At 38.2% G+C, this 23,521-nt stretch carries 21 protein-coding genes; 6 read left to right on the top strand and 15 right to left on the bottom strand.

The features are described from left to right. Nucleotides 1–14 precede the first annotated feature (14 nt). A complete protein-coding gene (gene gltB, locus JOE23_RS05170; protein WP_204436222.1) occupies nucleotides 15–4,574 on the bottom strand; it encodes a glutamate synthase large subunit in 4,560 nt (1,519 codons plus the stop codon). A gap of 126 nt (nucleotides 4,575–4,700) precedes the next feature. Here gltB and gltC point away from each other — a divergent pair, with 126 nt between their 5' ends. Both gltC and msrA read left to right on the top strand, forming a co-directional pair. Continuing rightward, complete coding sequence (gene gltC / locus JOE23_RS05165; RefSeq protein WP_204436221.1) at nucleotides 4,701–5,615, top strand: glutamate biosynthesis transcriptional regulator GltC; 915 nt, start codon at nucleotides 4,701–4,703, stop codon at nucleotides 5,613–5,615. Nucleotides 5,616–5,632: 17 nt separating this feature from the next. Beyond that, nucleotides 5,633–6,157, top strand: a complete 525-nt coding sequence (gene msrA / locus JOE23_RS05160) for a peptide-methionine (S)-S-oxide reductase MsrA (protein ID WP_204436220.1) — start codon at nucleotides 5,633–5,635, stop codon at nucleotides 6,155–6,157. A 502-nt stretch (nucleotides 6,158–6,659) separates the two neighbouring features. Here msrA and hisIE read toward each other — a convergent pair. Genes hisIE through JOE23_RS05120 form a run of 8 tightly spaced genes read right to left on the bottom strand, consistent with a single transcriptional unit; the run spans nucleotide 6,660 to nucleotide 12,965 of the window. Continuing rightward, complete coding sequence (gene hisIE, locus JOE23_RS05155) at nucleotides 6,660–7,313, bottom strand: bifunctional phosphoribosyl-AMP cyclohydrolase/phosphoribosyl-ATP diphosphatase HisIE (protein ID WP_204436219.1); 654 nt, start codon at nucleotides 7,311–7,313, stop codon at nucleotides 6,660–6,662. Then, a complete protein-coding gene (gene hisF / locus JOE23_RS05150; RefSeq protein ID WP_204436218.1) occupies nucleotides 7,303–8,061 on the bottom strand; it encodes an imidazole glycerol phosphate synthase subunit HisF in 759 nt (252 codons plus the stop codon). The genes hisIE and hisF overlap by 11 nt, the downstream gene beginning before the upstream one ends. After that, on the bottom strand, nucleotides 8,051–8,764 hold the full coding sequence (hisA, locus tag JOE23_RS05145; RefSeq protein WP_204436217.1) for a 1-(5-phosphoribosyl)-5-[(5-phosphoribosylamino)methylideneamino]imidazole-4-carboxamide isomerase: 714 nt from the start codon (nucleotides 8,762–8,764) through the stop codon (nucleotides 8,051–8,053). Before hisA ends, hisF begins: the two co-directional genes overlap by 11 nt. Continuing rightward, nucleotides 8,761–9,360 (bottom strand): imidazole glycerol phosphate synthase subunit HisH, encoded by a 600-nt coding sequence (gene hisH / locus JOE23_RS05140; RefSeq protein ID WP_204436216.1) that lies wholly within the window; start codon nucleotides 9,358–9,360, stop codon nucleotides 8,761–8,763. Before hisH ends, hisA begins: the two co-directional genes overlap by 4 nt. Beyond that, nucleotides 9,357–9,944: an imidazoleglycerol-phosphate dehydratase HisB gene (gene hisB / locus JOE23_RS05135; RefSeq protein ID WP_204436215.1), complete on the bottom strand. Its 588-nt coding sequence runs from the start codon at nucleotides 9,942–9,944 to the stop codon at nucleotides 9,357–9,359. The genes hisH and hisB overlap by 4 nt, the downstream gene beginning before the upstream one ends. Nucleotides 9,945–9,960: 16 nt before the next feature. Continuing rightward, complete coding sequence (gene hisD, locus JOE23_RS05130; protein ID WP_204436214.1) at nucleotides 9,961–11,241, bottom strand: histidinol dehydrogenase; 1,281 nt, start codon at nucleotides 11,239–11,241, stop codon at nucleotides 9,961–9,963. A gap of 3 nt (nucleotides 11,242–11,244) precedes the next feature. Beyond that, nucleotides 11,245–11,862 (bottom strand): ATP phosphoribosyltransferase, encoded by a 618-nt coding sequence (gene hisG, locus JOE23_RS05125; protein WP_204436213.1) that lies wholly within the window; start codon nucleotides 11,860–11,862, stop codon nucleotides 11,245–11,247. Beyond that, the gene (locus JOE23_RS05120; protein WP_204436212.1) at nucleotides 11,859–12,965 is read right to left on the bottom strand and encodes an ATP phosphoribosyltransferase regulatory subunit; all 1,107 of its coding nucleotides are present in this window, start codon (nucleotides 12,963–12,965) and stop codon (nucleotides 11,859–11,861) included. Before JOE23_RS05120 ends, hisG begins: the two co-directional genes overlap by 4 nt. Nucleotides 12,966–13,121: 156 nt before the next feature. Between JOE23_RS05120 and hisJ the strand changes: the two genes are divergently transcribed. Continuing rightward, entirely contained in the window at nucleotides 13,122–13,934 is an 813-nt protein-coding gene (gene hisJ, locus JOE23_RS05115; RefSeq protein WP_204436211.1) for a histidinol-phosphatase HisJ, read from the top strand. A gap of 171 nt (nucleotides 13,935–14,105) precedes the next feature. On the opposite strand, the gene parC is transcribed toward hisJ, so the two are convergent. From parC to JOE23_RS05100, 3 genes are all read right to left on the bottom strand, one after another. Then, a complete protein-coding gene (gene parC / locus JOE23_RS05110; protein ID WP_204436210.1) occupies nucleotides 14,106–16,556 on the bottom strand; it encodes a DNA topoisomerase IV subunit A in 2,451 nt (816 codons plus the stop codon). A gap of 18 nt (nucleotides 16,557–16,574) precedes the next feature. Beyond that, nucleotides 16,575–18,533 carry a DNA topoisomerase IV subunit B gene (gene parE / locus JOE23_RS05105; protein ID WP_204436209.1) on the bottom strand — a complete coding sequence of 653 codons (1,959 nt, stop codon included), beginning with the start codon at nucleotides 18,531–18,533 and terminating at the stop codon, nucleotides 16,575–16,577. 199 nt (nucleotides 18,534–18,732) lie between these two features. Then, the gene (locus tag JOE23_RS05100; protein WP_204436208.1) at nucleotides 18,733–19,143 is read right to left on the bottom strand and encodes a CoA-binding protein; all 411 of its coding nucleotides are present in this window, start codon (nucleotides 19,141–19,143) and stop codon (nucleotides 18,733–18,735) included. A gap of 174 nt (nucleotides 19,144–19,317) precedes the next feature. On the opposite strand from JOE23_RS05100, the gene plsY reads away from it, so the two are divergent. From plsY to yidD, 3 genes are all read left to right on the top strand, one after another. Then, nucleotides 19,318–19,905, top strand: coding sequence for a glycerol-3-phosphate 1-O-acyltransferase PlsY (gene plsY / locus JOE23_RS05095; RefSeq protein WP_204436207.1), 588 nt, complete (start codon nucleotides 19,318–19,320; stop codon nucleotides 19,903–19,905). 282 nt (nucleotides 19,906–20,187) lie between these two features. Beyond that, complete coding sequence (gene folE2 / locus JOE23_RS05090; protein ID WP_204436206.1) at nucleotides 20,188–21,114, top strand: GTP cyclohydrolase FolE2; 927 nt, start codon at nucleotides 20,188–20,190, stop codon at nucleotides 21,112–21,114. Nucleotides 21,115–21,116: 2 nt separating this feature from the next. Next, on the top strand, nucleotides 21,117–21,350 hold the full coding sequence (gene yidD, locus JOE23_RS05085; protein ID WP_204436205.1) for a membrane protein insertion efficiency factor YidD: 234 nt from the start codon (nucleotides 21,117–21,119) through the stop codon (nucleotides 21,348–21,350). Between the two features lie 423 nt (nucleotides 21,351–21,773). Here yidD and JOE23_RS05080 read toward each other — a convergent pair whose 3' ends face one another. The 3 genes from JOE23_RS05080 to JOE23_RS05070 all read right to left on the bottom strand — a co-directional run bounded on the left by JOE23_RS05080 (nucleotide 21,774) and on the right by JOE23_RS05070 (nucleotide 23,519). Next, on the bottom strand, nucleotides 21,774–22,295 hold the full coding sequence (locus JOE23_RS05080) for a transposase (protein WP_204436204.1): 522 nt from the start codon (nucleotides 22,293–22,295) through the stop codon (nucleotides 21,774–21,776). 472 nt (nucleotides 22,296–22,767) lie between these two features. Beyond that, nucleotides 22,768–23,094, bottom strand: coding sequence for a hypothetical protein (locus tag JOE23_RS05075; protein WP_204436203.1), 327 nt, complete (start codon nucleotides 23,092–23,094; stop codon nucleotides 22,768–22,770). Continuing rightward, a complete protein-coding gene (locus JOE23_RS05070) occupies nucleotides 23,094–23,519 on the bottom strand; it encodes an acyl-CoA thioesterase (protein ID WP_204436202.1) in 426 nt (141 codons plus the stop codon). The genes JOE23_RS05075 and JOE23_RS05070 overlap by 1 nt, the downstream gene beginning before the upstream one ends. Between the last annotated feature and the right edge of the window lie 2 nt (nucleotides 23,520–23,521).

The following is a 23,521-nucleotide window of genomic DNA, read 5'->3' as shown; positions in this document are numbered from 1 at the left end:
TTCATGTCTCCTTTCTATTGCGCAATAACTTCTTGGTCATCAACATAATCAGCTAACTGATCAGCCTTCTTCAACTGAAATGCCTTCATTTTTGCTTGTTCTTCCGTATGACCAGCAGATACTAACGCATCGATTTTTGCTGTAATTTGCTTATAATCATGTGGAATAATTTTTATAAATCTTTCTACTGCTATATCCCAATTTGCTAAAATGTGCTGAGCACGTTTAGAATTTGTATATGCCACATGTTTTTGAATCATATTTTTAAGCTCAAGTATCTCTTCCGGATTCGTTACCGACTCAAATCCCACTAATTCAGAATTAGCTTGAGATTTAAAAGCTTGATGATCTTCACTAAACACATAGGCTATCCCACCTGACATTCCAGCACCAAAGTTTTTACCTACGCCACCGAGTATGACAACACGACCACCAGTCATGTATTCACAACCGTGATCACCAACGCCCTCTACTACTATTTTCGCGCCACTATTTCTAACTGCGAACCGCTCACCTGCATAACCATTAATATATGCTTCTCCATTAGTAGCACCATAGAAAGATACATTACCAGCAATCACATTGTCACTCGCATTAAAGGTTACCTGTTTAGGTGCTTTAACAATTAATTTTCCACCTGAAAGTCCTTTACCCACATAATCATTAGCGTCACCGTCTAAAGTCAATGTCATCCCGCGAGGTATAAAGGCACCAAAGCTTTGACCAGCAGAACCCGTAAAATTCAATTTGATGGTATCTTCTGGTAAACCTTTCGCTCCATATTTTTTCGAGATTTCACTGCCAATAACCGTTCCCACAACACGATTAATATTGGTAATCTTACTATTCACTTCAACCGGTTGACCAGTGGCAATCGTATCTTTAACGGCAGGTAATAGTGTAGTCACATCTAATGATTGATCGATTTTATGATCTTGATTCGTCTTATTAAGTTTAAATGCACCTTTAGGTTGATAAACGATCCGAGCTAGATCTAACTGGCTTGCTTTCCAATGTTTTTTGGCTTTATCATTAATGGTTAATATATCTGTACGACCTACCATTTCTTCAAGTGTTTTAAAGCCTAGTTCTGCCATAATTTCGCGAACCTCTTGTGCAACAAAACGCATAAAATTAACGATATGGTCAGGATCACCAGTGAACTTTTTGCGTAATTCAGGATTTTGTGTCGCTACACCGACAGGACAAGTATCAAGATGGCAAACGCGCATCATTACACAACCCAGAATGACAAGTGGAGCTGTGGCAAATCCATATTCCTCTGCACCTAGTAATGTAGCTAAAACAACGTCACGTCCTGTTAAGAGCTTCCCATCTGTTTCTAAAACCACACGCTCACGTAAATCATTAATTAATAAAGTTTGATGTGCTTCAGCTAAACCAAGTTCCCATGGTAATCCCGCGTGCTTAATGCTCGTTTTCGGCGAAGCACCCGTACCTCCATCATAACCAACAACAGAGATAACATCAGCGTTTCCTTTGGCAACCCCAGAAGCAATCGTTCCAACTCCAGCCTTGGCTACTAATTTCACACTTATACGCGCATCACGATTAGCATTTTTTAAGTCATGAATCAACTGGGCCAAATCTTCAATAGAGTAAATATCATGATGTGGTGGTGGTGAAATCAAGTCAACACCCGTCGTTGAATTTCGTACATTCGCAACCCACGGATACACTTTCTGACCTGGTAAATGACCACCTTCACCTGGTTTAGCACCTTGGGCCATCTTAATTTGTAATTCCTCTGCATTCACCAAATAATGACTATCTACACCGAAACGAGCTGAGGCGATTTGTTTAATAGCACTTCTCCTGAGCTCTCCGTTCTCATCAGGCTCAAATCGACGTGGGTCTTCTCCACCCTCCCCACTATTACTTTTACCACCTAATCGGTTCATAGCAATGGCTAAAGCCTCGTGAGCCTCTTGACTGATCGACCCAAATGACATTGCCCCGGTCTTAAAACGTTTGACAATGGCGTCAACAGATTCTACTTCATCAATGTCAATGGCCTCTCTTTTATTAAAAGTAAATAAATTTCTCAAGAAGCCAATTTGTTCATCGTTAACAGCTTGTGTAAATTCTTTAAATAGACTATAGTCTCCACGACGAGCGGCCCACTGCAATTTATGCAGTGTTAATGGGTTATAGGCATGATGTTCACCTGTTTTTCTCCATTGAAAGTCACTACCTGAATCAAGTGATTTATTCACTTCGTTACGATAACCTTGTTCATGCCTCATTTTAGCTTCAAGTGCTATAGTCTTTAAATCAATCCCATCAATTTGTGATGACGTCCCCGTAAAATGTTCATCGATAACCGTTTGGCTAATGCCGACTGCTTCAAATATTTGAGCACCTCGATAGCTTTGAATAGTTGAGATCCCCATCTTTGACATCACTTTGATAACGCCCTCCGTTACAACATCAATATAGCGTGTAACCGTTTCTTGATACGTCAATGTCAGATTATCTGACAAAATTTCGGACAAGTAAGTCTCGTAAACAAGATATGGTGTAATAGCATCAGCACCATAACCAATCAAGGCTGCAAAATGATGAACTTCTCGTGCTTCACCTGATTCTACAATAATACTTGCCTTCGTACGGATTCCTTGTCTGACGAGATATTGGTGTAAACTACTTACGGCTAATAAAGCAGGTATAGCCGTTTGATTCGCATCCATATTCCGATCTGTTAATACAATTAGATTTGTGCCATCATTGATAGCTGCCTCAGCTTGTTGATGCAATTGTTTTAAGCCTAAAGCTAAATCGTTGGTAAATAGACTATCAATCTCAGTTGCTATAAATCCTTCACTCTCTTTATTCAGGAGTTCCTGATGCTGTGCATTCGATAAGATCGGCGTCTTTAATCGAATTCGATGACTGTTCTTTTTGGATGGATGTAAAATATCACCTTCCGAACCTAACCACGTTAACGTTGATGTCACAAGCTTTTCTCGATATGCATCAATTGGCGGATTGGTTACTTGAGCAAATAATTGTTTGAAATAATTAAATAAAGATTGCGCTCGATTGGATAATACCGCTAGTGGCGTGTCATTACCCATTGCACCGATTGGATCTTTACCATTAGTAATCAATGGATTCAAATACTTTTCGATATCTTCTGTCGTATAACCAAAAGCGACTTGTCGCTCAAGCAATTGATTTGTTTGCTTTGGACTCGATTCAACTTTCGGTCCATTCAGCGTCACCACTTGTTCGTCCAGCCATTTCTGATAAGGTGCATCATTAACAATGTCATCTTTTATTTCTTGATCTGAAATAATTCGCCCTTCTTCTAAATCAACTAATAACATCTTCCCTGGACTTAAGCGATCTTTTAATAATACATTCGCTTCATCAACATCAACCACCCCTGTCTCAGATGAATAAATAATGTAATCATCTTTTGTTACATAATAGCGAGCTGGTCTTAAACCATTACGATCTAAAATAGCACCAATTTGCTTGCCATTAGTAAAAGTAATTGATGTCGGACCATCCCATTGTTCCATTAAACAACTATGGTATTTGTAAAAGGCCCGCTTTTCTTTAGACATATTAGGATTTTGTTCCCATGGTTCTGGAATTAACATCATCGCTGCATGAGCTGGTTTGCGACCGGCTAAAATAAAGAATTCCAACGCATTATCTAAAACAGAGGAATCACTGCCATCTGCATTTAAGATCGGGATGATTTTCTCCAAATCATCACCAAATGCATCAGAAACAAATTGTTTTTCACGCGCTCGCATCCAATTAATATTTCCACGCAATGTATTTATTTCTCCATTATGAATTAAATATCGATTTGGATGAGCTCTTTCCCAGCTTGGAAATGTATTTGTACTGAACCGTGAATGAACCAATGAGAATGCTGAGACAAACGCAGGATCTTGTAAGTCCAAATAAAACCGATCTACTTGCTCAGGTGTTAACAAACCTTTATAAACAATGGTTTGACTTGAAAAACTCGGAAAATAAAATGCATCATTGTTATCTCTGGCTATTTTTTCAGCTTGTTTTCTAATCAAATATAACTTCCGCTCAAAGCTAAGGGTATCTGAGATATCCGGATTTGCCTTGACGAAAACTTGTCGAACGAAAGGAGCCGAAGCTTGTGCTTTTTTTCCGACTTTTCTGAAATCGGTTGGCACGGTTCTCCACCCTAGTACCTCTTGCTCTTCTGCTTTAACTAATGCGTTAATTTGCTCTTCCCATTCCCTTTGCTTCGGATCATTTTGAGAAAAAAACGCCATCCCAACACCATATTTACCTTCCTCTGGTAAATTGAAGTTTGGAAGTTCTTTTCTAAAGAATGCATCTGGTAGTTGTACCATTAGACCGGCGCCATCACCTGTATCCGGTTCACTACCTTGACCGCCACGATGATCCAATTTAATTAACATTTCAATACCTTTTTTAACAATATCATGTGTTCGTAAGCCTTTAATATGGGCATACAAGCCTATACCACAGTTATCACGTTCAAACTGCGACTGATATAACCCTTGCGTTTCAGCCATTTGGTTATATTTCATGAAACACGCCCCCGAAAATAAGATTTTTGTGTCTATTTCTATTGTAGTTTTTATGATTTATATATACAATATATAATAACAATGAATATAATCTAAAATATAGATTAATCTTTTGGGGGGATGATGATGGAATTTAGACAATTGAAATATTTTATCGAGGTAGCAGAACGAGAACATGTATCGGAAGCAGCTGTTCATCTCCATGTTGCGCAATCAGCAATTAGTCGACAGATCGCCAATTTAGAAAATGAACTAGGTGTGCAACTTTTCGAAAGGGAAGGACGAAATGTTAAACTTTTACCAATTGGCAAAATTTTTTTAACTCATGCTAAAGAAGCGATGAAGGCGATTGATTATGCAAAAAAACAAATGGACGAATATATTGACCCTGAACGTGGATCAATTAAGATTGGCTTTCCCACTAGTTTGGCGAGTAGTTTATTACCCCATCTCTTAGCCGAGTTCAAAACCACTTATCCTAATATCCATTTTCAATTAAGACAAGGAGCTTATCATTTTCTTATTGAAGCTATTAAGGAGAGAGAACTCGATATTGCATTTATTGGCCCAGTTATAACGGATGATCCCCATATTAATGGTGATATCCTCTTTCACGAGAAGATGTATCTCTTAACTCCGAACAACCATCGGTTATCTAAACGAAAAAGTGTTTATTTAACTGAATTGAAAGAGGAAGATTTCGTTTTATTTCCTAGAGGCTATATTTTCGAAAAGCTTGTTATTGATGCTTGTTATTCAGTTGGATTTGAGCCACATGTAACTACACAAGGCGAGGATTTAGATGCGATTAAAGGGATGGTGGCTGCAGGTATAGGTATTACCGTTTTGCCTGAAAGTGCCATTGCTGAATATCAATCAAATTACACTGTAAGAATTCCCATTAGCAGTCCTGATTTAAAAAGAAGTGTAGGGATGATTACCCCTAAACATCGCGATTTAGCTCCATCTGAGAAAGTGTTTTATCAATTTGTTATTAATTATTTTAGTAAACATCACCCAACATTAGACAGAGAATTTTAAATAAGGGGGAAATAAATATGAAGAAAAAAGCTTATGCCACATTTGCTGGTGGTTGCTTTTGGTGTATGGTAAAACCATTTGACCAATGGGATGGTGTAGACGCTGTGATTTCTGGATATACCGGAGGAGATACAGATCACCCAACTTATGAACAAATAAAAACAGGGCAAACGGGTCATTATGAAGCTGTGCAAATAACCTATGATCCTGACAAAATAACTTACCAGCAAATCTTAGATTTATATTGGCCGCAAATTGATCCTACCGATCCAGATGGTCAATTTCATGATCGGGGTCCACAATACCGTACAGCGATCTTTTATCATAACGAAGAACAAAAGCGCTTAGCCGACGCAACGAAGCAAGCTGTTGCACAAAGTGGTCGGTTTAATAAACCCATCGTAACAGAAATCCTCCCTGCTAGCCCTTTCTATCCAGCGGAAGACTACCATCAGGATTACTACAAAACGAACACAGAACACTATAAAGAAGACCGTGCAAAGTCAGGTCGGGACGAATTTATTAAAACAAATTGGTCATGAAACGAACCTTCATTCAGTAGACGGAGGGCTACAGGATATAGGTCATGCAGACGTGGGCCTACAGGATGTAGGTTATGCAGACGTTGCCACAGGACGTGGCGCCCTTAGTCTGTAATCCTCTTAAGGAGGTGGCGATCTTAGTCTGTAATCCTGGCGGTCTTAGTCTACGATCTTACCCACCCACTGATGGTTCGTTGAGTGAATCCGAACATGAGCGCTCGTTATCACCCACCTAAACTGCTTTACCTCTGTTCTCTATTTTGTTTACGGACGGTTATCTGTGATAAATGCTCTATAATACAAATTTAAGATCTCCAAACGATGGTCTCATTCATTCGTTTGGAGATTTATACTTCTCATATACTTCAGCTATGTTTTAAAGATGATAAACCCATTTCAATACATTATCTAGTTTACATAATATTATTATCGTTAACAGGTAGTTTGTTTTTTACTACTGCCTGTTTCGTAGCGAATCACACCATTAAAAGATTATCCTTATTTACCACTGATCAATGTCAGGTCGGTCACCTTTACTATTGCCTTTTTTACTGAATCTTTTTGTTAATTCTGCTTTTATATCAGCTAAATCAACATCTTTCTCTGCTAACATCACAAAGGTATGGTAAAGTAAATCACTTACTTCTAATGTCAATTCTTCTTTATCATTATTCTTAGAAGCAATAACGACTTCGCCAGCTTCTTCGATAATTTTTTTGCCAATTTTATCAGTACCTTTATTAAACAAATAATTGGTATAAGAACCTTCTTGAGGACTTTTCTTCCGTAGCAAAATTTCATCGCATACTTTATCGAAAATGGTCGGGTCAAAATCTTTAGACCTTGAATCGTTTTGCACTTCATTAAAGAAACATGTAGTAGATCCAGTATGACATGCCGGGCCATTCGGTTTTACTTCAATGAGAAGTGTATCTTGGTCACAATCAAGCTTGATTGAAACCACCTTCTGGGTATTTCCAGACGTTGCCCCTTTATGCCATAATTGCTGCCTTGATCGAGAGTAAAACCAAGTCTCCCGTGTCTGTAAAGTTTTTTCATATGCTGATTGGTTCATATAAGCCAACATTAATACCATTTTCGTGTCTGCATCAACGACAATCGCCGGGATAAGGCCTTTTGTGAAATCAGGCTTCACGAACGTTCACTCCTTTCGCTTTACAAGCTGCTTTAACCGCTTTTATGGTATAAGTATTTTCATGAAAGATTGACGCCGCTAAACCAGCTGAAACATTTGTCGCATCAAATACTTCAGCAAAGTGATCTGGATGACCGACGCCACCTGATGCAATCACTGGAATACGAATAACTTCAACGATCGCTCGTGTTAACGAGAGGTCAAAGCCGTTTTTTACCCCATCAGTATCTACACTGGTTAACAATATTTCACCTGCCCCTCGCTGTTCTGCTTCTTGAGCCCACTCTACCGCGTCAATACCCGTATCTTTCCGGCCACCATGTGTCATCACATGCCATCGATCAGCAACTTTCTTAGCATCAATAGCTACGACGATACATTGTGAACCAAAGCGAGTAGCTCCCGCTGTAATTAATTGCGGATCAGTTACAGCTGCTGAATTAATGCCTACTTTGTCAGCACCTGCTTGTAACAATCGCGTCATATCTTCTATTGAACGGACCCCACCGCCGACCGTGAAAGGTACATGTACGTTTCGCGCGGTTTCTTTAACGATATCTACAATTGTATCTCTTGCTTCATGTGTCGCTGATATATCAAGAAAAACTATTTCATCAGCACCTGCTTCGGAGTATGTCTTTGCCATTTCAACTGGATCACCAAGTTCTCTTAAACCAACAAAATTAGTTCCCTTGACCACTTTTCCATCTTTAACATCTAGACATGGGATAATGCGTTTAGCAATCATAACGATTGTGCCCCTTTAATGTAACCGTACCTTGGTAAATGGCTTTTCCGACAATAGCTTCCTTTATGCCAATTTTGGCTAAATCCTTAATATCTTGGTCACGACTAATGCCACCTGAAGCAACGACTTTACACGATACCGCATGATTTAATGCACGTAATTGTTCTAAATTAGGCCCTTGCATGGTCCCGTCCTTTGATATATCCGTAAACACGATGGTTTGAACACCAAGTTGCTCAATTTCCTTTGCAAATGCAAGATAATCAAGTTCTGATAGGTTTTCCCAACCATGGCTCGCTACTTTACCATTTTTAGCATCAATGCCAACCACAATGTTTTCTGGGTATTTAGCTAAAGCCTCTTTTAAAAAATTAATGTTTTCTATTGCGGCTGTACCCACCACTAAACGTTCAGCTCCAGCCTTTATTAGCTGATCAACCGTTTCAATTGAACGAATCCCACCACCAACTTGAATTGGTACTGTTGATCGTGAACAAAGAGCCTCAATTAATTGAATTTGTCTGCCATTACTATTCCTTGCGCCATCCAAATCAACAATATGAACAATCTCCGCACCATCTTTTATAAAGCTGTCTAGTTGCTCAAGCGGATCACTTGCTACTTGTTCAGATTGATTAAAGTCACCTTGATAAAGGCGGACACATTTACCATCCATCAGATCAATTGCCGGTAATATTTTCATTTCTTCACCTCTTCTAAAAATGTTTTCATTATTTCTCCACCAATGGTTGCACTTTTTTCCGGATGAAATTGGATGCCGAATACATTGCCTTTACGGACAATAGCGGTAACCTCTCCACCATAGTCCGTTGTTGCAACAATATATTCTTTCGCTGTTTTAGCAGCAAATGTATGGACAAAATAAACAAATTCATCATTAAACGCTTGAAAACTTGGGACGAGATCAGTGACTTGCAGTTGGTTCCATCCAATATGTGGTAATATATGAGCGGTATCAATACGATCAACGCTTCCTGGGATAAGGTTAAGACCTTTAGTTAATCCTCCTTCAGTCCCTTCAGTAAACAAAAGCTGCATTCCTAAACAAATACCTAAAAATGGTTTGGTTTCCGCCAATTCAATTAGAATTTTCTTCAAATTTCGCGATTCAATTTCAATCATGGCAGCTTGAAAAGAACCAACGCCTGGTAAAATAATATGTGACGACTTACGTAATGTCGCATGATCATCCGTAAGCACCACTTGATAGCCTAAATTCTCAAAGGCTGTTTGTACACTTGCAACATTTCCCATACCATAATCAATAATGGCGATCATTCAAGCAACCCCTTTGTTGAATTAATCCCTTTAATTTCTGGATTAATTTTTATCGCTTCGCCAAATGCTCGACCTAATGCTTTAAAAATCGCTTCAATTTTATGATGTGTGTTAATTCCATATAAGACACGGGCATGCAAGGTTATGCCGCCATGAACCATAAAAGCTTGTAAAAATTCACGGACAAGCTCAGTATCAAAGTTACCTAGCTTATCATTTTTAAAATCAGCATCTAAAACAAGGTATGGGCGACCACTAATATCGAGCGATACAAACCCTAAAGCTTCATCCATCGGTACATAAGCCGTACCATAACGATTAATTTGTTGTTTGTCACCTAACGCTTCTTTGATCAATTGACCAATGACAATACCAACATCTTCAACGGTATGATGGCTATCAATATGTAAATCGCCATCTGCTTTAACCACCAATCCGAATCTCCCATGTTTAGCAAATAACGTCAGCATATGATCGAAAAAGCCAACGCCCGTGTCAATGTTTACTTCATTTGGATCATCCAAGTTTAGATTCACTTCAATTTTCGTTTCAAAGGTTTGTCTCGTTTTTTTAGCGTGTCGCATCCTAATCCCTCTTTTCTCATTTCATTAATCGTTGCGATACCGCTCGTGCGTGTCCGGCTAATTGTTCTTCTTCTGCGATCGTGATCACATCTTGAGCAGCATTTTGCAAAGCGGTTTTAGAGTAATATAAAAAAGTTGTTTTTTTAACGAAATCATCAACAGACAGTCCAGAAGAAAATTTAGCCGTTCCTGACGTCGGCAAAACATGATTAGGACCCGCATAATAGTCGCCCAATGATTCTGGTGTATAATGACCTAAAAAAACAGACCCGGCATGTTTAACATACTTCAAATAATCTAGCGCATGGTCAACTTGAATTTCTAAATGCTCAGGTGCTAACATGTTAGACAGTCTAAAAGCATCATCTAAATGTTCGACCATCACAAGCGCACCATTAGCTTTTAAAGCTGAAACGGCAATTTCAGCTCTTGGTAGTCGTTCCGTTTGTTTACTCAACTCCACTTTAGTTTCGTCAATTAATTGCTGTGAAGGTGTGAATAAGAATGCACGTGCGTTCGTATCGTGTTCTGCTTGTGCAATAAGATCTGCCGCGACATGGGCTGGATTAGCCGTCTGATCGGCAATAATCGCCACCTCCGATGGTCCAGCAATCATATCAATACCTACATCGCCATAGACAAGCGCTTTAGCAGCCGCTACATAAGCATTACCAGGCCCTACAATCTTATCAACAGAAGGGATCGACTCCGTTCCATAAGCCAATGCGGCAACCGCTTGGATGCCACCTATTTTATAGATTGAACTTACACCGGCAATATCAGCGGCTACAGATAAAATCGGTGCGATCTCAGCACCATGACGTGCTGGTGTAACCATAATAACCTCTTCTACCCCTGCAAGCACGGCAGGTATGGCATTCATAAGTACTGATGATGGATAACAAGCCGTACCGCCTGGGACATAAATCCCCACTTTATCAATCGCTCGATACAGTTGACCAGAAACAATATCAAGTTCATCTTGCATAAATTTTGATTGTTTAATCTGCTTAGCATGAAACGCTCTAATATTTTCAGCTGCATTTTTTAATGCTTGAATGGTTTGATCATCAACTTGTTGCCACGCTTGTTCACGCTCCTGTTCAGAAACAAGATAACGATCAGGTACAACGCCATCAAACTTCTCTACATACTTCGCTAGTGCACGATCTCCATCTGCTTGAACTTCGGCAATCACTTCTTTTGCAACTTGATAAGCTTCACTGGTTTGATTGCTTTGTTTTTTTTGCGCGTGCAACATCGCTTCAAATTCAGACGCACGATAAGTAGATATCATGACTTATTCATTCTCCTTTTGCTGTAGTTTTTCAATGATTGGATTGAGTTGTTGCCGTTTGATCTTTAATGATGCACGATTAGCTATTAACCGTGCACTAAATTCCATAAATTCTTCATCAATAACCAAACCGTTTTCTTTTAATGTTGTACCGGTCTCAACAATATCCACAATCGCATCTGCTAAACCTAATATCGGAGCGAGTTCTACCGATCCTTCTAATTTTATAATTTCTACAGACTCACCTTTATCTTTAAAAAATGCTTTAGTAATGCCCGTATATTTACTCGCAATATATTTTTTTTGATTTGACCAGCTTTTACCTTTTTCTGTTGCTACAGCCATACGACACTGACCGAACGGGAGTGGCAAGAGATCATAGACATCAGGTTGAAATTCAGCCAGTATATCCCCACCAACAATACCAAGGTCAGCAATACCATATTGAACATATGTTGCAACATCAGGACCTTTAGCAAAAATAAAAGCAAATTCATGGGTCTCAACACGCAATTTACGACCTTTTTCTATTAGTGGATTAATGTCATAGCCTATGGAAGCAAAAAAGCTTAAAAATTGTTTTTCTAAACGCCCTTTCGTTAATGCAATGACCGGCTTCATCTTTTCACCCCATCTGCTAACTGAATAATTTGATCATATTGATCCGATGATGGCATTTGATATTGGATATCGACACGGAACTCAGGATAATCTCGTCTCATTTTTTCAGCTTTAACATGCGTATTTGGAGAGGCTACAATGCAAAGACGTTTAGCTTCCAGTTGTGGTTTGATAATTTTCGCTAATTGATCAACGTCAAAGGCTAAACCGACTGCAGAAATATTTTGGTTAAATTGTTTGTATAACTTATCATAGCGTCCACCAGAAAAGCAGATATCTCCAGAGCTTGTTAAATAGCCACGAAACATCGTACCACTGTAATAAGGGAGTTGTTTAACACGACCAAGGTCTACAGTCACATCAATATCTCCAAGCTCTTCTAAGGCATTAACTAACTTTTTTAACAAACAGATGATTTCTTTAAGTTCATGAACATCCTGCCATTTTTCCATGTAATCATCTAATACGCTTTTTCCACCAAAAGCTTGTGTCAAAGTAACTAATTGCTCGGCAATGTCTTCATGTCCTTTCTCTAGGACTAAACGGTAGACCACATCTTTCTTTTTATCATGCATCGCTGCTCTTAGCAAACCTTCCTCTTTTCTATCTAATCCAAGAGGTGTTGTTAAGTATTCAAATATACCTGTATGTCCTAATTCAACCATATAATTGTCTATAGATAAAGCGGACAAAAAATCAACCGCCGTAAACAATGATTCCATTTCTCCAAGGAAGGCATCTGTTCTAATAATCTCAATCCCTGCTTGCCTACTCTCAATCCCGTTTTTATCTTGTCGAAAAATAGACCCTTGATAAAACCATTTTAATTGAGAGCGATGCTGTTTCATTAATGCTCTGGCAATCGCTGTTGTCCAATCTGGTCTAAGAACCTCTATTTCCCCTTCTCTGTCAAACCATTTTAATAGTTTGCTAAAATCCATACCAACATGCGGATTGGTAAACGTTTCTGCATATTCAACGACTGGGGTTTCTATCGCTTTATAATCCCTGCGCTGAACCACAGTCCTAAACATTTGATTAACATGCGCTTGCTTATTTAATTTTTCACCAATTTGGTCTTGACTCCCTGCAGGTAAAAACACGATCATCACTCCCGTTTCTTTATCGCTCTACCACTTTATCTAGATAAAGTATTTTATTGTACTAACAGTAACATGCAATCTTTAATAAAGTCAACAAAAAATCCTTTTCAATTCATCATTTTAACTTTATCATTAAATAAATAAGGAGGAAATGCGATGATAGCTTATGGAGATTTTCATGTACACACACCATTTTGTCCACACGGATCAAATGACCAATGGGAACACTATATTTTAAATGCAATCAAATTAGGATTATCAGAAATCAGCTTTACGGAACACGCCCCGCTGCCAATATCATTTCAGGATCCGGTTCCTAATCAAGATAGCGCGATGGCGTGGTCAGACTTAGACATGTATTTAAAAAAAGGCGAACAACTAAAACTACAATATAAAGAAGATATTAAAATTAATATAGGATTTGAAGTCGATTATATTGACGGTTATCAAGAAGAAATCCAATCATTTCTTGACCAATATGGTAAGCAAATTGACGATGCCATTCTTTCGGTACATATGTTAAAAGCGCCTGATAATCAATATGTATGTTTAGATTACAGTGCCACTGAATTCGCTAATATCATTAAGCAATTTCAGTCAATAGAAGCTGTATATAAACACTACTATCAAACCGTTCTTTCATCAATCACTGTCGATTTAGGCCAGTATAAGCCACAGCGAATTGGTCATTTAACTTTAATTGAAAAATTTGCACTCAAATACCCGAGTCCATTCAATGATCAGACCATCATAGATGAAGTACTAAATAAAATAAAAGCAAATCATTATTCACTTGACCTCAATACAGCTGGGTTATACAAACCAGACTGTCTATCGGTTTATCCAAAACTTGAAGTCGCACGAAAAGCTAAAGAAATTGGTATTGAGCTTATACCTGGATCAGACAGTCATCAATCGACAACAATCGGACGAGGATTCGAACAGATAAGAGAGCTCCTTAAGCCATAAAACGAACCTGCATCAGTGAGCGGAGGGCTACAATAACCAGCTTGTTATTGAAACTTTTTTCGATTACTAATAATAATGTTAAACCTCAATAAAAAAGCTTTTAATCATTTACTAAACCATTTTAAAAATCAGTAAGGATAATCAAACTATCCTTACTGATTAAATATCAAGTTATTCCGTTTTAAATGGTGTTTGATAAACAATTTCTTTCCAAATGGTTGCTACTTCTCCCATTTCATCTGTATCTAAAACAAAAGATCCATTGCTGTATCGATCACTGATGCTTAATTCCATCGGATGTACGGTCATCGTTTGACCAGTCTCGGTTAGAACAGTAACACGTTCTTCTGGAAATACTTCAGTAAATCCAGCTACACGATGAGGCTTGCCTTTTAGTTCTCTTAACATAATTTGTCCGCGCTTAGCACGCGTCGATTGTTCAAACTCTGTAATTTTCATGCGTTTCATTGCTCCACGTTGTGTGACAAGCGTGAAGTAAGTTTCATCTTGTTTATCACCGTCCATCACAAATCCATTAACCACGTACTCTTCTTTTTTTAAATTCATTGCCTTCACTCCTGCAGCACGTTGACCCACAGGCGAAACTTCTGCCTCGTTATAACGCAATCCATAGCCTCGATTGCAGACGACAAATACGTCCTGTAAGCCATTGGATAAGAACACATTAACAAGTTGATCATTACCTTTTAAGTTAATGGCAACCAGTGGCTTTGAATATCTTTGCGCCTCATATAAACTAAGTTCACTACGTTTAATCATGCCATTTTGAGTAAAGAAGATCAAATATTGTGGGGCCTTAAAATCGCGAATCGGTATCGCTTTAATGATCTTTTCACCGTTATCAATCGCTACTATGTTAGAAATATGTTGTGCTAAATCTTTCCATCTAATATCAGGTAAAAGATGTACAGGCATATAAATATATCGACCCTTATTAGTAAATAATAATAAGGTATCCGTTGTGTTGATTTCAAAAAGTCCAACAAGGCGATCATTATCTTTCATGGCTAAATCTTCGCCATTCGATGCAGCATATGACCGTAAACTTGTTCGTTTAAGATAGCCATCATACGTAACAGAAACAAGCACCTCTTCACTAGCTACCATTACCTCGAGATTTATTTTTAATTCTTCGACTTCAGCTTCAATAGAGGTCAGTCTTGGCGTGTTAAATTTTTTCTTAATCTGACGCAAATCGCTTTTTATTACCTGCGCTAATTTTTTCGGATCAGCAATAATACTGTTTAACTCGATAATCGCTTGTTTTAGTTCGTTAGCCTCTTTTTCTAATGATGTGATATCGGTATTTGTTAAGCGATATAATTGCAAATTCACAATAGCTTCTGCTTGCTTTTCCGAGAAGCCAAATTGTGCTTCTATCCGCATTTTCGCATTGGCTTTATCTTTACTAGCTCGAATGGTTGCAATCAATTGATCTAAAACAGAAATCGCCTTAATTAACCCTTCAACAATGTGTGCTCTGTCATTAGCCCGTTTTAAATCATAATGTGATTGTCTAAGAACAACCTCTTTTTGATGGTTAATATAAGCATCCAATAATTCTATTAAATTAAGTTGCGTCGGCGTTTTATCCTTAATTGCGACCATGTTAAAGTGATAAGCAATTTGTAAATCAGTATGTTTGTATAGAAAATTTAAAATCCCTTCACTGTCCGCTTCTTTACGCAACTCAACTACAATTCGCATCCCTGTCCGGTCTGTTTCATCTCGTACTTCAGCAATACCCTCGACTTTGCGATCAAGTTTTAATTCGTCGATTCGCTTTACCAATACTGCTTTATTAACCTCATAGGGAATTTCATCGATCACAATTTGTTCACGATTTCCTCTAATTGCTTCAATTTCTGCACGTCCTCTTACAATCACTTTACCTTTACCTGTACGGTATGCCTGTTTCAGTCCCTCTTCTCCTTGAATAATACCACCTGTTGGAAAGTCGGGCCCCTTCATGATCTCGAGCAATTGATCAATTGTGACATCTGGTTGATCAATTTTTTTAATAACTGCATCGATCACTTCAGTTAAGTTATGTGGAGGAATATCTGTTGCGTAACCAGCTGAAATACCTGTTGAGCCATTGACAAGTAAGTTTGGAAATCGTGCAGGTAAGACAACAGGTTCATTAATAGTATCATCAAAATTTGGAATATAATCAACGGTTTCTTTGTCAATATCACGTAATAATTCACTAGAAATCGCAGAAAGTCGAGCCTCAGTATAACGCATCGCGGCTGGTGGATCTCCATCAACACTACCATTATTACCATGCATTTCCACAAGAACGTTACGCACTTTCCATTCTTGACTTAAACGAACCATTGCTTCATATACAGAACTATCACCATGTGGATGGTAGTTTCCAATTACTGTACCAACCGTTTTAGCAGATTTACGAAATCCTTTTTCGTGTGTATTTTTTTCTTCATGCATCGCATAAAGGATTCGACGTTGAACCGGCTTCAAACCATCTCGAGCATCAGGTAAAGCACGATCTTGTATGATGTATTTACTATAGCGACCAAATCGGTCACCAATCACTTCTTCTAATGGTAAATCTAAATATTTCTCTTGTGAAGCCAAAATATTTCCTCCTCAAAACTAACCATGAATATTCTCATTGTCAATGATATTCGTCTCTTCATCAAGGCCAAAGGCAACATGCGATTCAATCCATTTACGTCGTGGCGCTACTTTATCCCCCATTAATGTTGTTACTCTTCGTTCTGCTCTTGCTAAATCATCAATGGTGACACGAATTAAAGTTCTTGTCTCTGGATTCATCGTTGTATCCCACAACTGATCGGCATTCATTTCACCGAGCCCTTTATAACGTTGCAAGATATAACCACTTTTCCACTCTTGAGTCGCTTGTTTCATCTCCTCTTCGTTCCAAGCATAGCGAATTTTTTCGTTTTTCCCTTTACCTTTTGAAACCTTGTAAAGAGGGGGAAGAGCAATGTAAATCTTACCGGCCTCAATTAGTGGTCGCATATATCGATAAAAAAAGGTTAACAAGAGTACTTGAATATGAGCGCCATCCGTATCAGCATCTGTCATAATTACAATTTTATTGTACTGAACATCATCTAAATTAAAGTCGCCGCCAACGCCAGCACCAATTGTATGAATAATGGTTGAGATTTCTTCATTTTTAAAGACATCTTCAAGCTTCGCTTTCTCTGTATTAATTACCTTACCACGTAATGGTAATACCGCTTGAAACTTACGGTCACGTCCTTGTTTGGCTGACCCCCCTGCTGAGTCACCCTCAACGAGATAGAGTTCATTGCGATCGGGCTTGCGTGATTGGGCGGGTGTAAGCTTACCACTCAATAAAGCATCTTTTCTTCTTTTTTGCTTACCCGTCCGAGCATCTTCACGTGCTTTTCGTGCCGCTTCCCGAGCTTCTTTTGCCCTAACTGCTTTCTTTAATAACATCGCGGCTACTTCCGCGTTTTCTTCAAGAAAATAAGCCAAATGTTCTGACACAACGGCATCAACTGCAGACCTTGCCTCAGAAGTTCCTAATTTACCCTTTGTTTGTCCTTCAAATTGTAACTTCTCTTCTGGAATTCTAACCGATACAATTGCAGTGAAACCTTCTCGGATATCATTACCTTCTAGATTTTTATCTTTATCTTTCAGTAAACCATTTTTTCGTGCATATTCATTAAATACTCTCGTAATCGCTGTTCGAGCACCAGATTCATGCGTTCCACCATCTTTCGTTCGAACATTATTAACAAAGGATAGCATACTTTCGGCATAACCATCGTTAAATTGAAAAGCAAAATCCACTTCTATATCTTGTTGTTCACTCTCAAACGAAACAACAGCATGTAACACATCCTTCTCCTCATTTAAATAATCAACAAAGGATTTTAAACCATCAGGGTATTTATAAGATTCTTTAAGATCTTGCCTTTTGTCAACTAATGTAATCTCTAAACCCTTCAGCAAAAAAGCCGCTTCTCTTAAGCGTTCTGAAAGGATATCAAATTGAAAAGTTGTTGTTGAAAAAATACCAGAATCAGGTTTGAAGTGTATGGAAGTCCCTGTCTTCTTAGTAGTACCGATTTGCGTTAGAGGCCCATCAGCTATCCCACCATTTGAAAAAGTTTGTTCCATGATTTTTCCATCTCGGTAAATTGTCACTGTTAATTTCTCTGATAGCGCATTAACAACTGAGGCACCCACACCATGAAGGCCGCCAGATGTTTTATAGCCCCCTTGACCAAATTTACCTCCAGCATGTAAAACGGTTAGAATAACCTCTGGTGTAGACTTTCCAGATTGATGCATACCAATTGGCATGCCACGCGCTTCATCGGTAACGGTAATGCTATTATCTGCATGAATCGTGACATTAATCTTCTCGCCAAAACCAGATAGCGCTTCATCAACAGCATTATCTACAATTTCATAGACAAGGTGGTGTAATCCCCTTGCATCAGTTGAACCTATATACATACCTGGACGTTTTCTAACAGCTTCTAAACCTTCTAATACTTGAATCGAATCGTCTGTATAGATAGTATCTTGATTAGTCAAACTCATCTTGCTCCTTCCATATATCTCAACATCCCAATAAAAGCGAACCTACGTTTGTAATTAGTTATTAAGTAAGTATAGCATGTGTTTATTAAATGTGAAATAGCTAAAATAGTCTCTATTTTGACTAGCTTAACTAAACCTGACCATAAGATCGGCTTAGTTAAGGCCTCAACTTAAGGTCATAGACATGCTTTAAAAATATTTAGCCGTGGTGGTGATAAGCCACTTTAATACATGAATCCATAACGATGAACAAGTCTTTATTATACAATTCATAGACCGCTTCATCAACCACGCCCTGTTGTGCCCATAACACTTTGGCTCCAATTTGAACAGTTTCCTTTGCAATGTCTTTTAAAAATAGCGATTTTCGGAAAACGTTAACAATATCAACCGGCTCTGGTATTTCAGAAAGATGACGATAAGCTTTTTCACCAAGGGATGATTGAATATTAGGATTAACGGGAATGATTTTAAAGCCGACTTTCTGCATCACTTGAGAAACTTGATACGAGATTCGATTGGGTTGATCGGATAGCCCTACTACGGCAATTGTCGTCGTCTGATTAAATATCTCTTTCAATCTTTCCTGGTTCGGATGTGAATAGCTCATAATCAGGCTCCACCTTTCATTATTCATCCATTAGTTTATAGTTTACGCTTTTTTGTTCATTTGGGTCAAATAGTAATGTATTAAAACCTGGTACTAAAAAGATTTAATATTATTTAAATTCATGTTAAAATAAAACGACCGGACTATATTGTTAAATAGAAATGAGGAACAAATATGTGGACTTATCTATTATTTATATTAATTGCTTATCTATTAGGATCGATTCCATCAGGGCTCATTGTTGGGAAAGTTTTTTACCAAACGGATATACGGGAACACGGAAGTGGAAATTTAGGCGCAACCAATACTTTTCGTGTACTAGGTAAAAAAGCAGGTATCATTGTAACATTGGCTGATATTTTAAAAGGTACCTTGGCAGCTAGCTTGCCTTTCCTATTTAATCAACCAGAGTTGAGCGCTTTGATTATTGGTATTTTTGCTGTTATTGGTCATATGTATCCTGTATTTGCTAACTTTCGAGGTGGAAAAGCTGTTGCTACATCTGGAGGTATGATTTTAGGTGTTAATCCGCTTTTGTTTCTAATTATTTTGGCTACGTTTCTTATTGTTTTATATATCTGTAAATATGTTTCACTCTCATCAATACTCACAAGCATTATCGCAGTGATCACTTCCTTCTTATTAAGTGATTACGGATCGCTGATTTTAACGAGTATTTTGGCTGTTTTTATCATCTATCGTCATATACCAAATATTAAGCGAATAGTGAACAAATCAGAGCCTAAAGTTACTTGGATTTAAATTATCTTCACTTTGAGCATAGCTTAAAGTGTTTTTTATTGCCTATTATACAGTTTGTCTGTAATAAACACGATGATATGTTACGAAGTGCCAAAGTTCAGCAAAATCCTCGGTAATTTGAAAGTTCTCCCTGACTCCCCTAGCTTGTCGTTTAGATACAGCCTTTGGAAGAGAGACTAACTTTTTTGTTAGCCTGTCTGTGTATAAGTTAAATAAATTGAATCATCACCCAGAGTTCAGTATACTTTGAACTAATAAAGACGCGAAAGGGGTCTATAATCCATGACGAATCATAAATTAAAATATCGAAATTTACCTAATAAAACAGAAAGACATCGTCTATTTGGTTCGGTTGAACCTGGAGAAAAAAATAAACCAACCAAAAAAGAAGACATGCCAGACTTACAAAATACGCAAAACGACTTTCTATTTAAATTAGATGCAGTTGGTATAACAAACGTGAAACATCCGGTTCAAATAAATAGTAAATACAAACCACACCAACAAAGTTCAATTGGTATTTTCACATTCTCTTCATCCGTGGATCAAGGGAGTAAAGGAACCAATATGAGCAGATTTACTGAGCAATTACAAGACTATTATAAAAATGGGGAATTAACATTAGACCTCCATTTACTGAAGAGATTTACAAAAGATTTAGCAAAACGTCTACACAGCTCTGATGCATTTTTAAAAGTAGATGTCCCTTGGTTTTATGAGCGCCGTGGACCAAGTTCAAATTTAGCTGGCTTAAATCATGCCAATTTGATGGTAAGCATTCATTTTAACGAACCTCATATTTATCAAATCAAAGTCGGATTAACCGGAACCGTTACTACACTCTGTCCATGTTCAAAGGAAATTAGTGAATATAGCGCTCATAATCAACGCGGAGAAGTACAAATGGAGATTGAACTCGTTGATGATTTTGATGAACAACATGCAGATTGGAAAGTTTTATTACTAGAAGCAGCCGAAAGCAATGCTAGTGCTCGCATTCATCCGGTTTTAAAAAGGCCTGATGAAAAAATGGTTACAGAACAAGCCTATGAAAATCCACGTTTTGTTGAAGATATGGTTAGACTTGTAGCAGCTGATCTATATGAATCTGAAGAAATCGTTGCTTTTAAAGTAACTTGTCAGAATGAAGAATCGATTCATTTGCATGATGCACTTGCATCAATTAGCTTTGATAAACGGGTGAACTAAAAATGAAGTACTTATTGTTGGCTCTTATTAATTTCTATCGAAAATACATTAGCCCGCATAAACAGCCAAGTTGTCGATTTCAGCCCACGTGTTCACAATACGGAAAAGAAGCGATTACTCGATTTGGTGCAATTAAAGGAGGATGGCTCACGATCATTCGCATCTTCAAATGCCATCCGTTTCACCCAGGGGGGCTTGATCCTGTCCCAGAAAAGAAAAATAAGAACAACAATTGAGGTTGGGACAAAAGCGTCATTAGAAAGATGAAATCCGGACATTAATATCTGAGCATTGCGCTTCAGCACAATACTTCGCTTTCCGTGGACACGGCCCATAGCCGTCAAGCTAAGGATCAATTACAGAAAAAGCAAGTCTAGAGCGAATAATTTTTACACAAAATTATATTATTTTCCAATTCGGTGCATGATTAGTAAAAACCACTTTATTGCTTTTTTTTAAATATTACGCTGTTAAAAGTGGCTGTTGATTTGCGATCCAGGCATTTCGCTTTCCGCGGGCTCGCGCTGAGCCTCCTCGTTCGCACAGAACGCTCACTGTGGGGTCTCATCGTCTTCGCTTTTCCCGCAGGAGTCGAATGCCTTCCTCTCCAATCAACAAAGTTAAAAAACAATAAGCTTTGGCAAAACCCAAATATTCATCTATACTGCTTTAAACGTTCGTTCATAAGTAAGATTTAAGATGTCAAAAGGACTCTTATACTGATAGCGATGATCTTTCCTTCCATGTCGGTATACATTTTGATAAATATTCTTCATCAGTGCACGAAGTGAAGAGATATCATGCAATGGCTGTCCTTTCTCATCTTCAATGGCGCTTTTCGCAAGGTCGATACACTTGTATTCGCTACCTTCGATCTGATGCTTCTTATGGAGATAATAACGACATTGAAAAGCAATCATAGACGAAAGAAGAATATGAATTAGCGTACCGTATAAATGACACTCAAACCGCTCTGGATTCATCGCTCGCACCTTATCGATATCAAATAATGATTTCCATGTTTTAAATAGAATCTCCACTTGCCAACGTAAGGAATAGATCGGATACAACGCTTGCATATCCAATTGTTGCCGTGTTATATTGGTGGCAAGCATTTGGATTTGATTCTTTTTTGTGGCGGATTGGATGTGACCCCTTATAGTTGCACATCGTTTACTCAACCGCTCAGAGCCTGCCGTTTGTTGTAAAAAGGCACAAATACTTAAGAAATCCTCTGGACTTAATTTTTTTGACGTTGAATGAAACCTACATTGCGAGCCAATTGACGAACCTCATTGACAGATAATACCTGATGGATAGCTTGAATAAATGGATCAATTTCTTTCATGAAATTCATCGAAACCCCCTCCAGACAAATATTTCTTGTCCGTTAGGGTAACGTATTTTTCAATTTATTTAAACCTTACTGCTTAGCTTGACGGCTATGAGGCACGGCCTCGGGCCTACAGGATGTAGGCCAATTAGACGTTGTCACACGAGGTGACGGATTTAGTCTAATATTCCACTGTGTGAATTAAGAACATTTCAAACAGTGGATCTTCAGCTTGTGCTATTTCCACAGGAGTTGGTAGTTTGCCTACGTTTTGTTATTTGTTCGGATTTTCATTACTTCTGTTCGTTTTGTCCCAGACTTCATTTGGCATGAGGATTATTGCCATCTATTAGATTAAAACGTTGTATTTGGTCATTTATTCCTTCTGCTTTTAATATTTCAATTTGGCGAGGCGCAAATAAATCATAATGTGGATAATCTCGATCGAGATGAATCCATTCCTGTTTCAATTGATATTTCTCTCCCCACTTTATTAATTTTTCTACATCTGCACACCCTACTTTAGTTACACTTGTACAGCTAGGAAAACGAGGATCTTGCCAATAGTGGGTAATAAATGCAATTTCTCCTGCCTTAACACGCTTCTTCCAGTTTATTAATTCTTGTCTATTTACACCAAAAGCCATTATACTTTTTCACCAAGCGCAGCACAGTAACTTTGATGCCATTCTGGAAACATACGCCGCACAGAAATAGGACGAAAATTATCTTTTTTCACCACAACATGATCTGTCTTGCCTGAGACAGCCACTTCTCCGACTTTATTGAGGACTTGATAGCCGTAGGCGGTTCGTAAACCGTCATAACTAACCAGCCATGTTTCTACAAAAGCAGCTTCACCATAACGAATCGGTTGCTTATAATCCACTTCCACATGGGTCACAGGAGAAACCACGCCAGCCTTTTCCATTTCTGCATAGGATAGACCAAGCGCGTCAACAAATGCTGTTCTACCAATTTCAAACCAGACCAAATAATTAGCGTGATAGACTACCCCCATTTGATCAGTCTCTTGATAACGTACTTGGATGGGTGTTTTTACTTTTTTCATTT

Source organism: Amphibacillus cookii, from assembly GCF_016908375.1.
In the GTDB taxonomy this organism is placed as follows: domain Bacteria; phylum Bacillota; class Bacilli; order Bacillales; family Amphibacillaceae; genus Amphibacillus_C; species Amphibacillus_C cookii.
The sequence above is the reverse complement of the archived record's forward strand: the minus strand, read 5'-3'. Positions and strand labels throughout refer to the sequence as shown.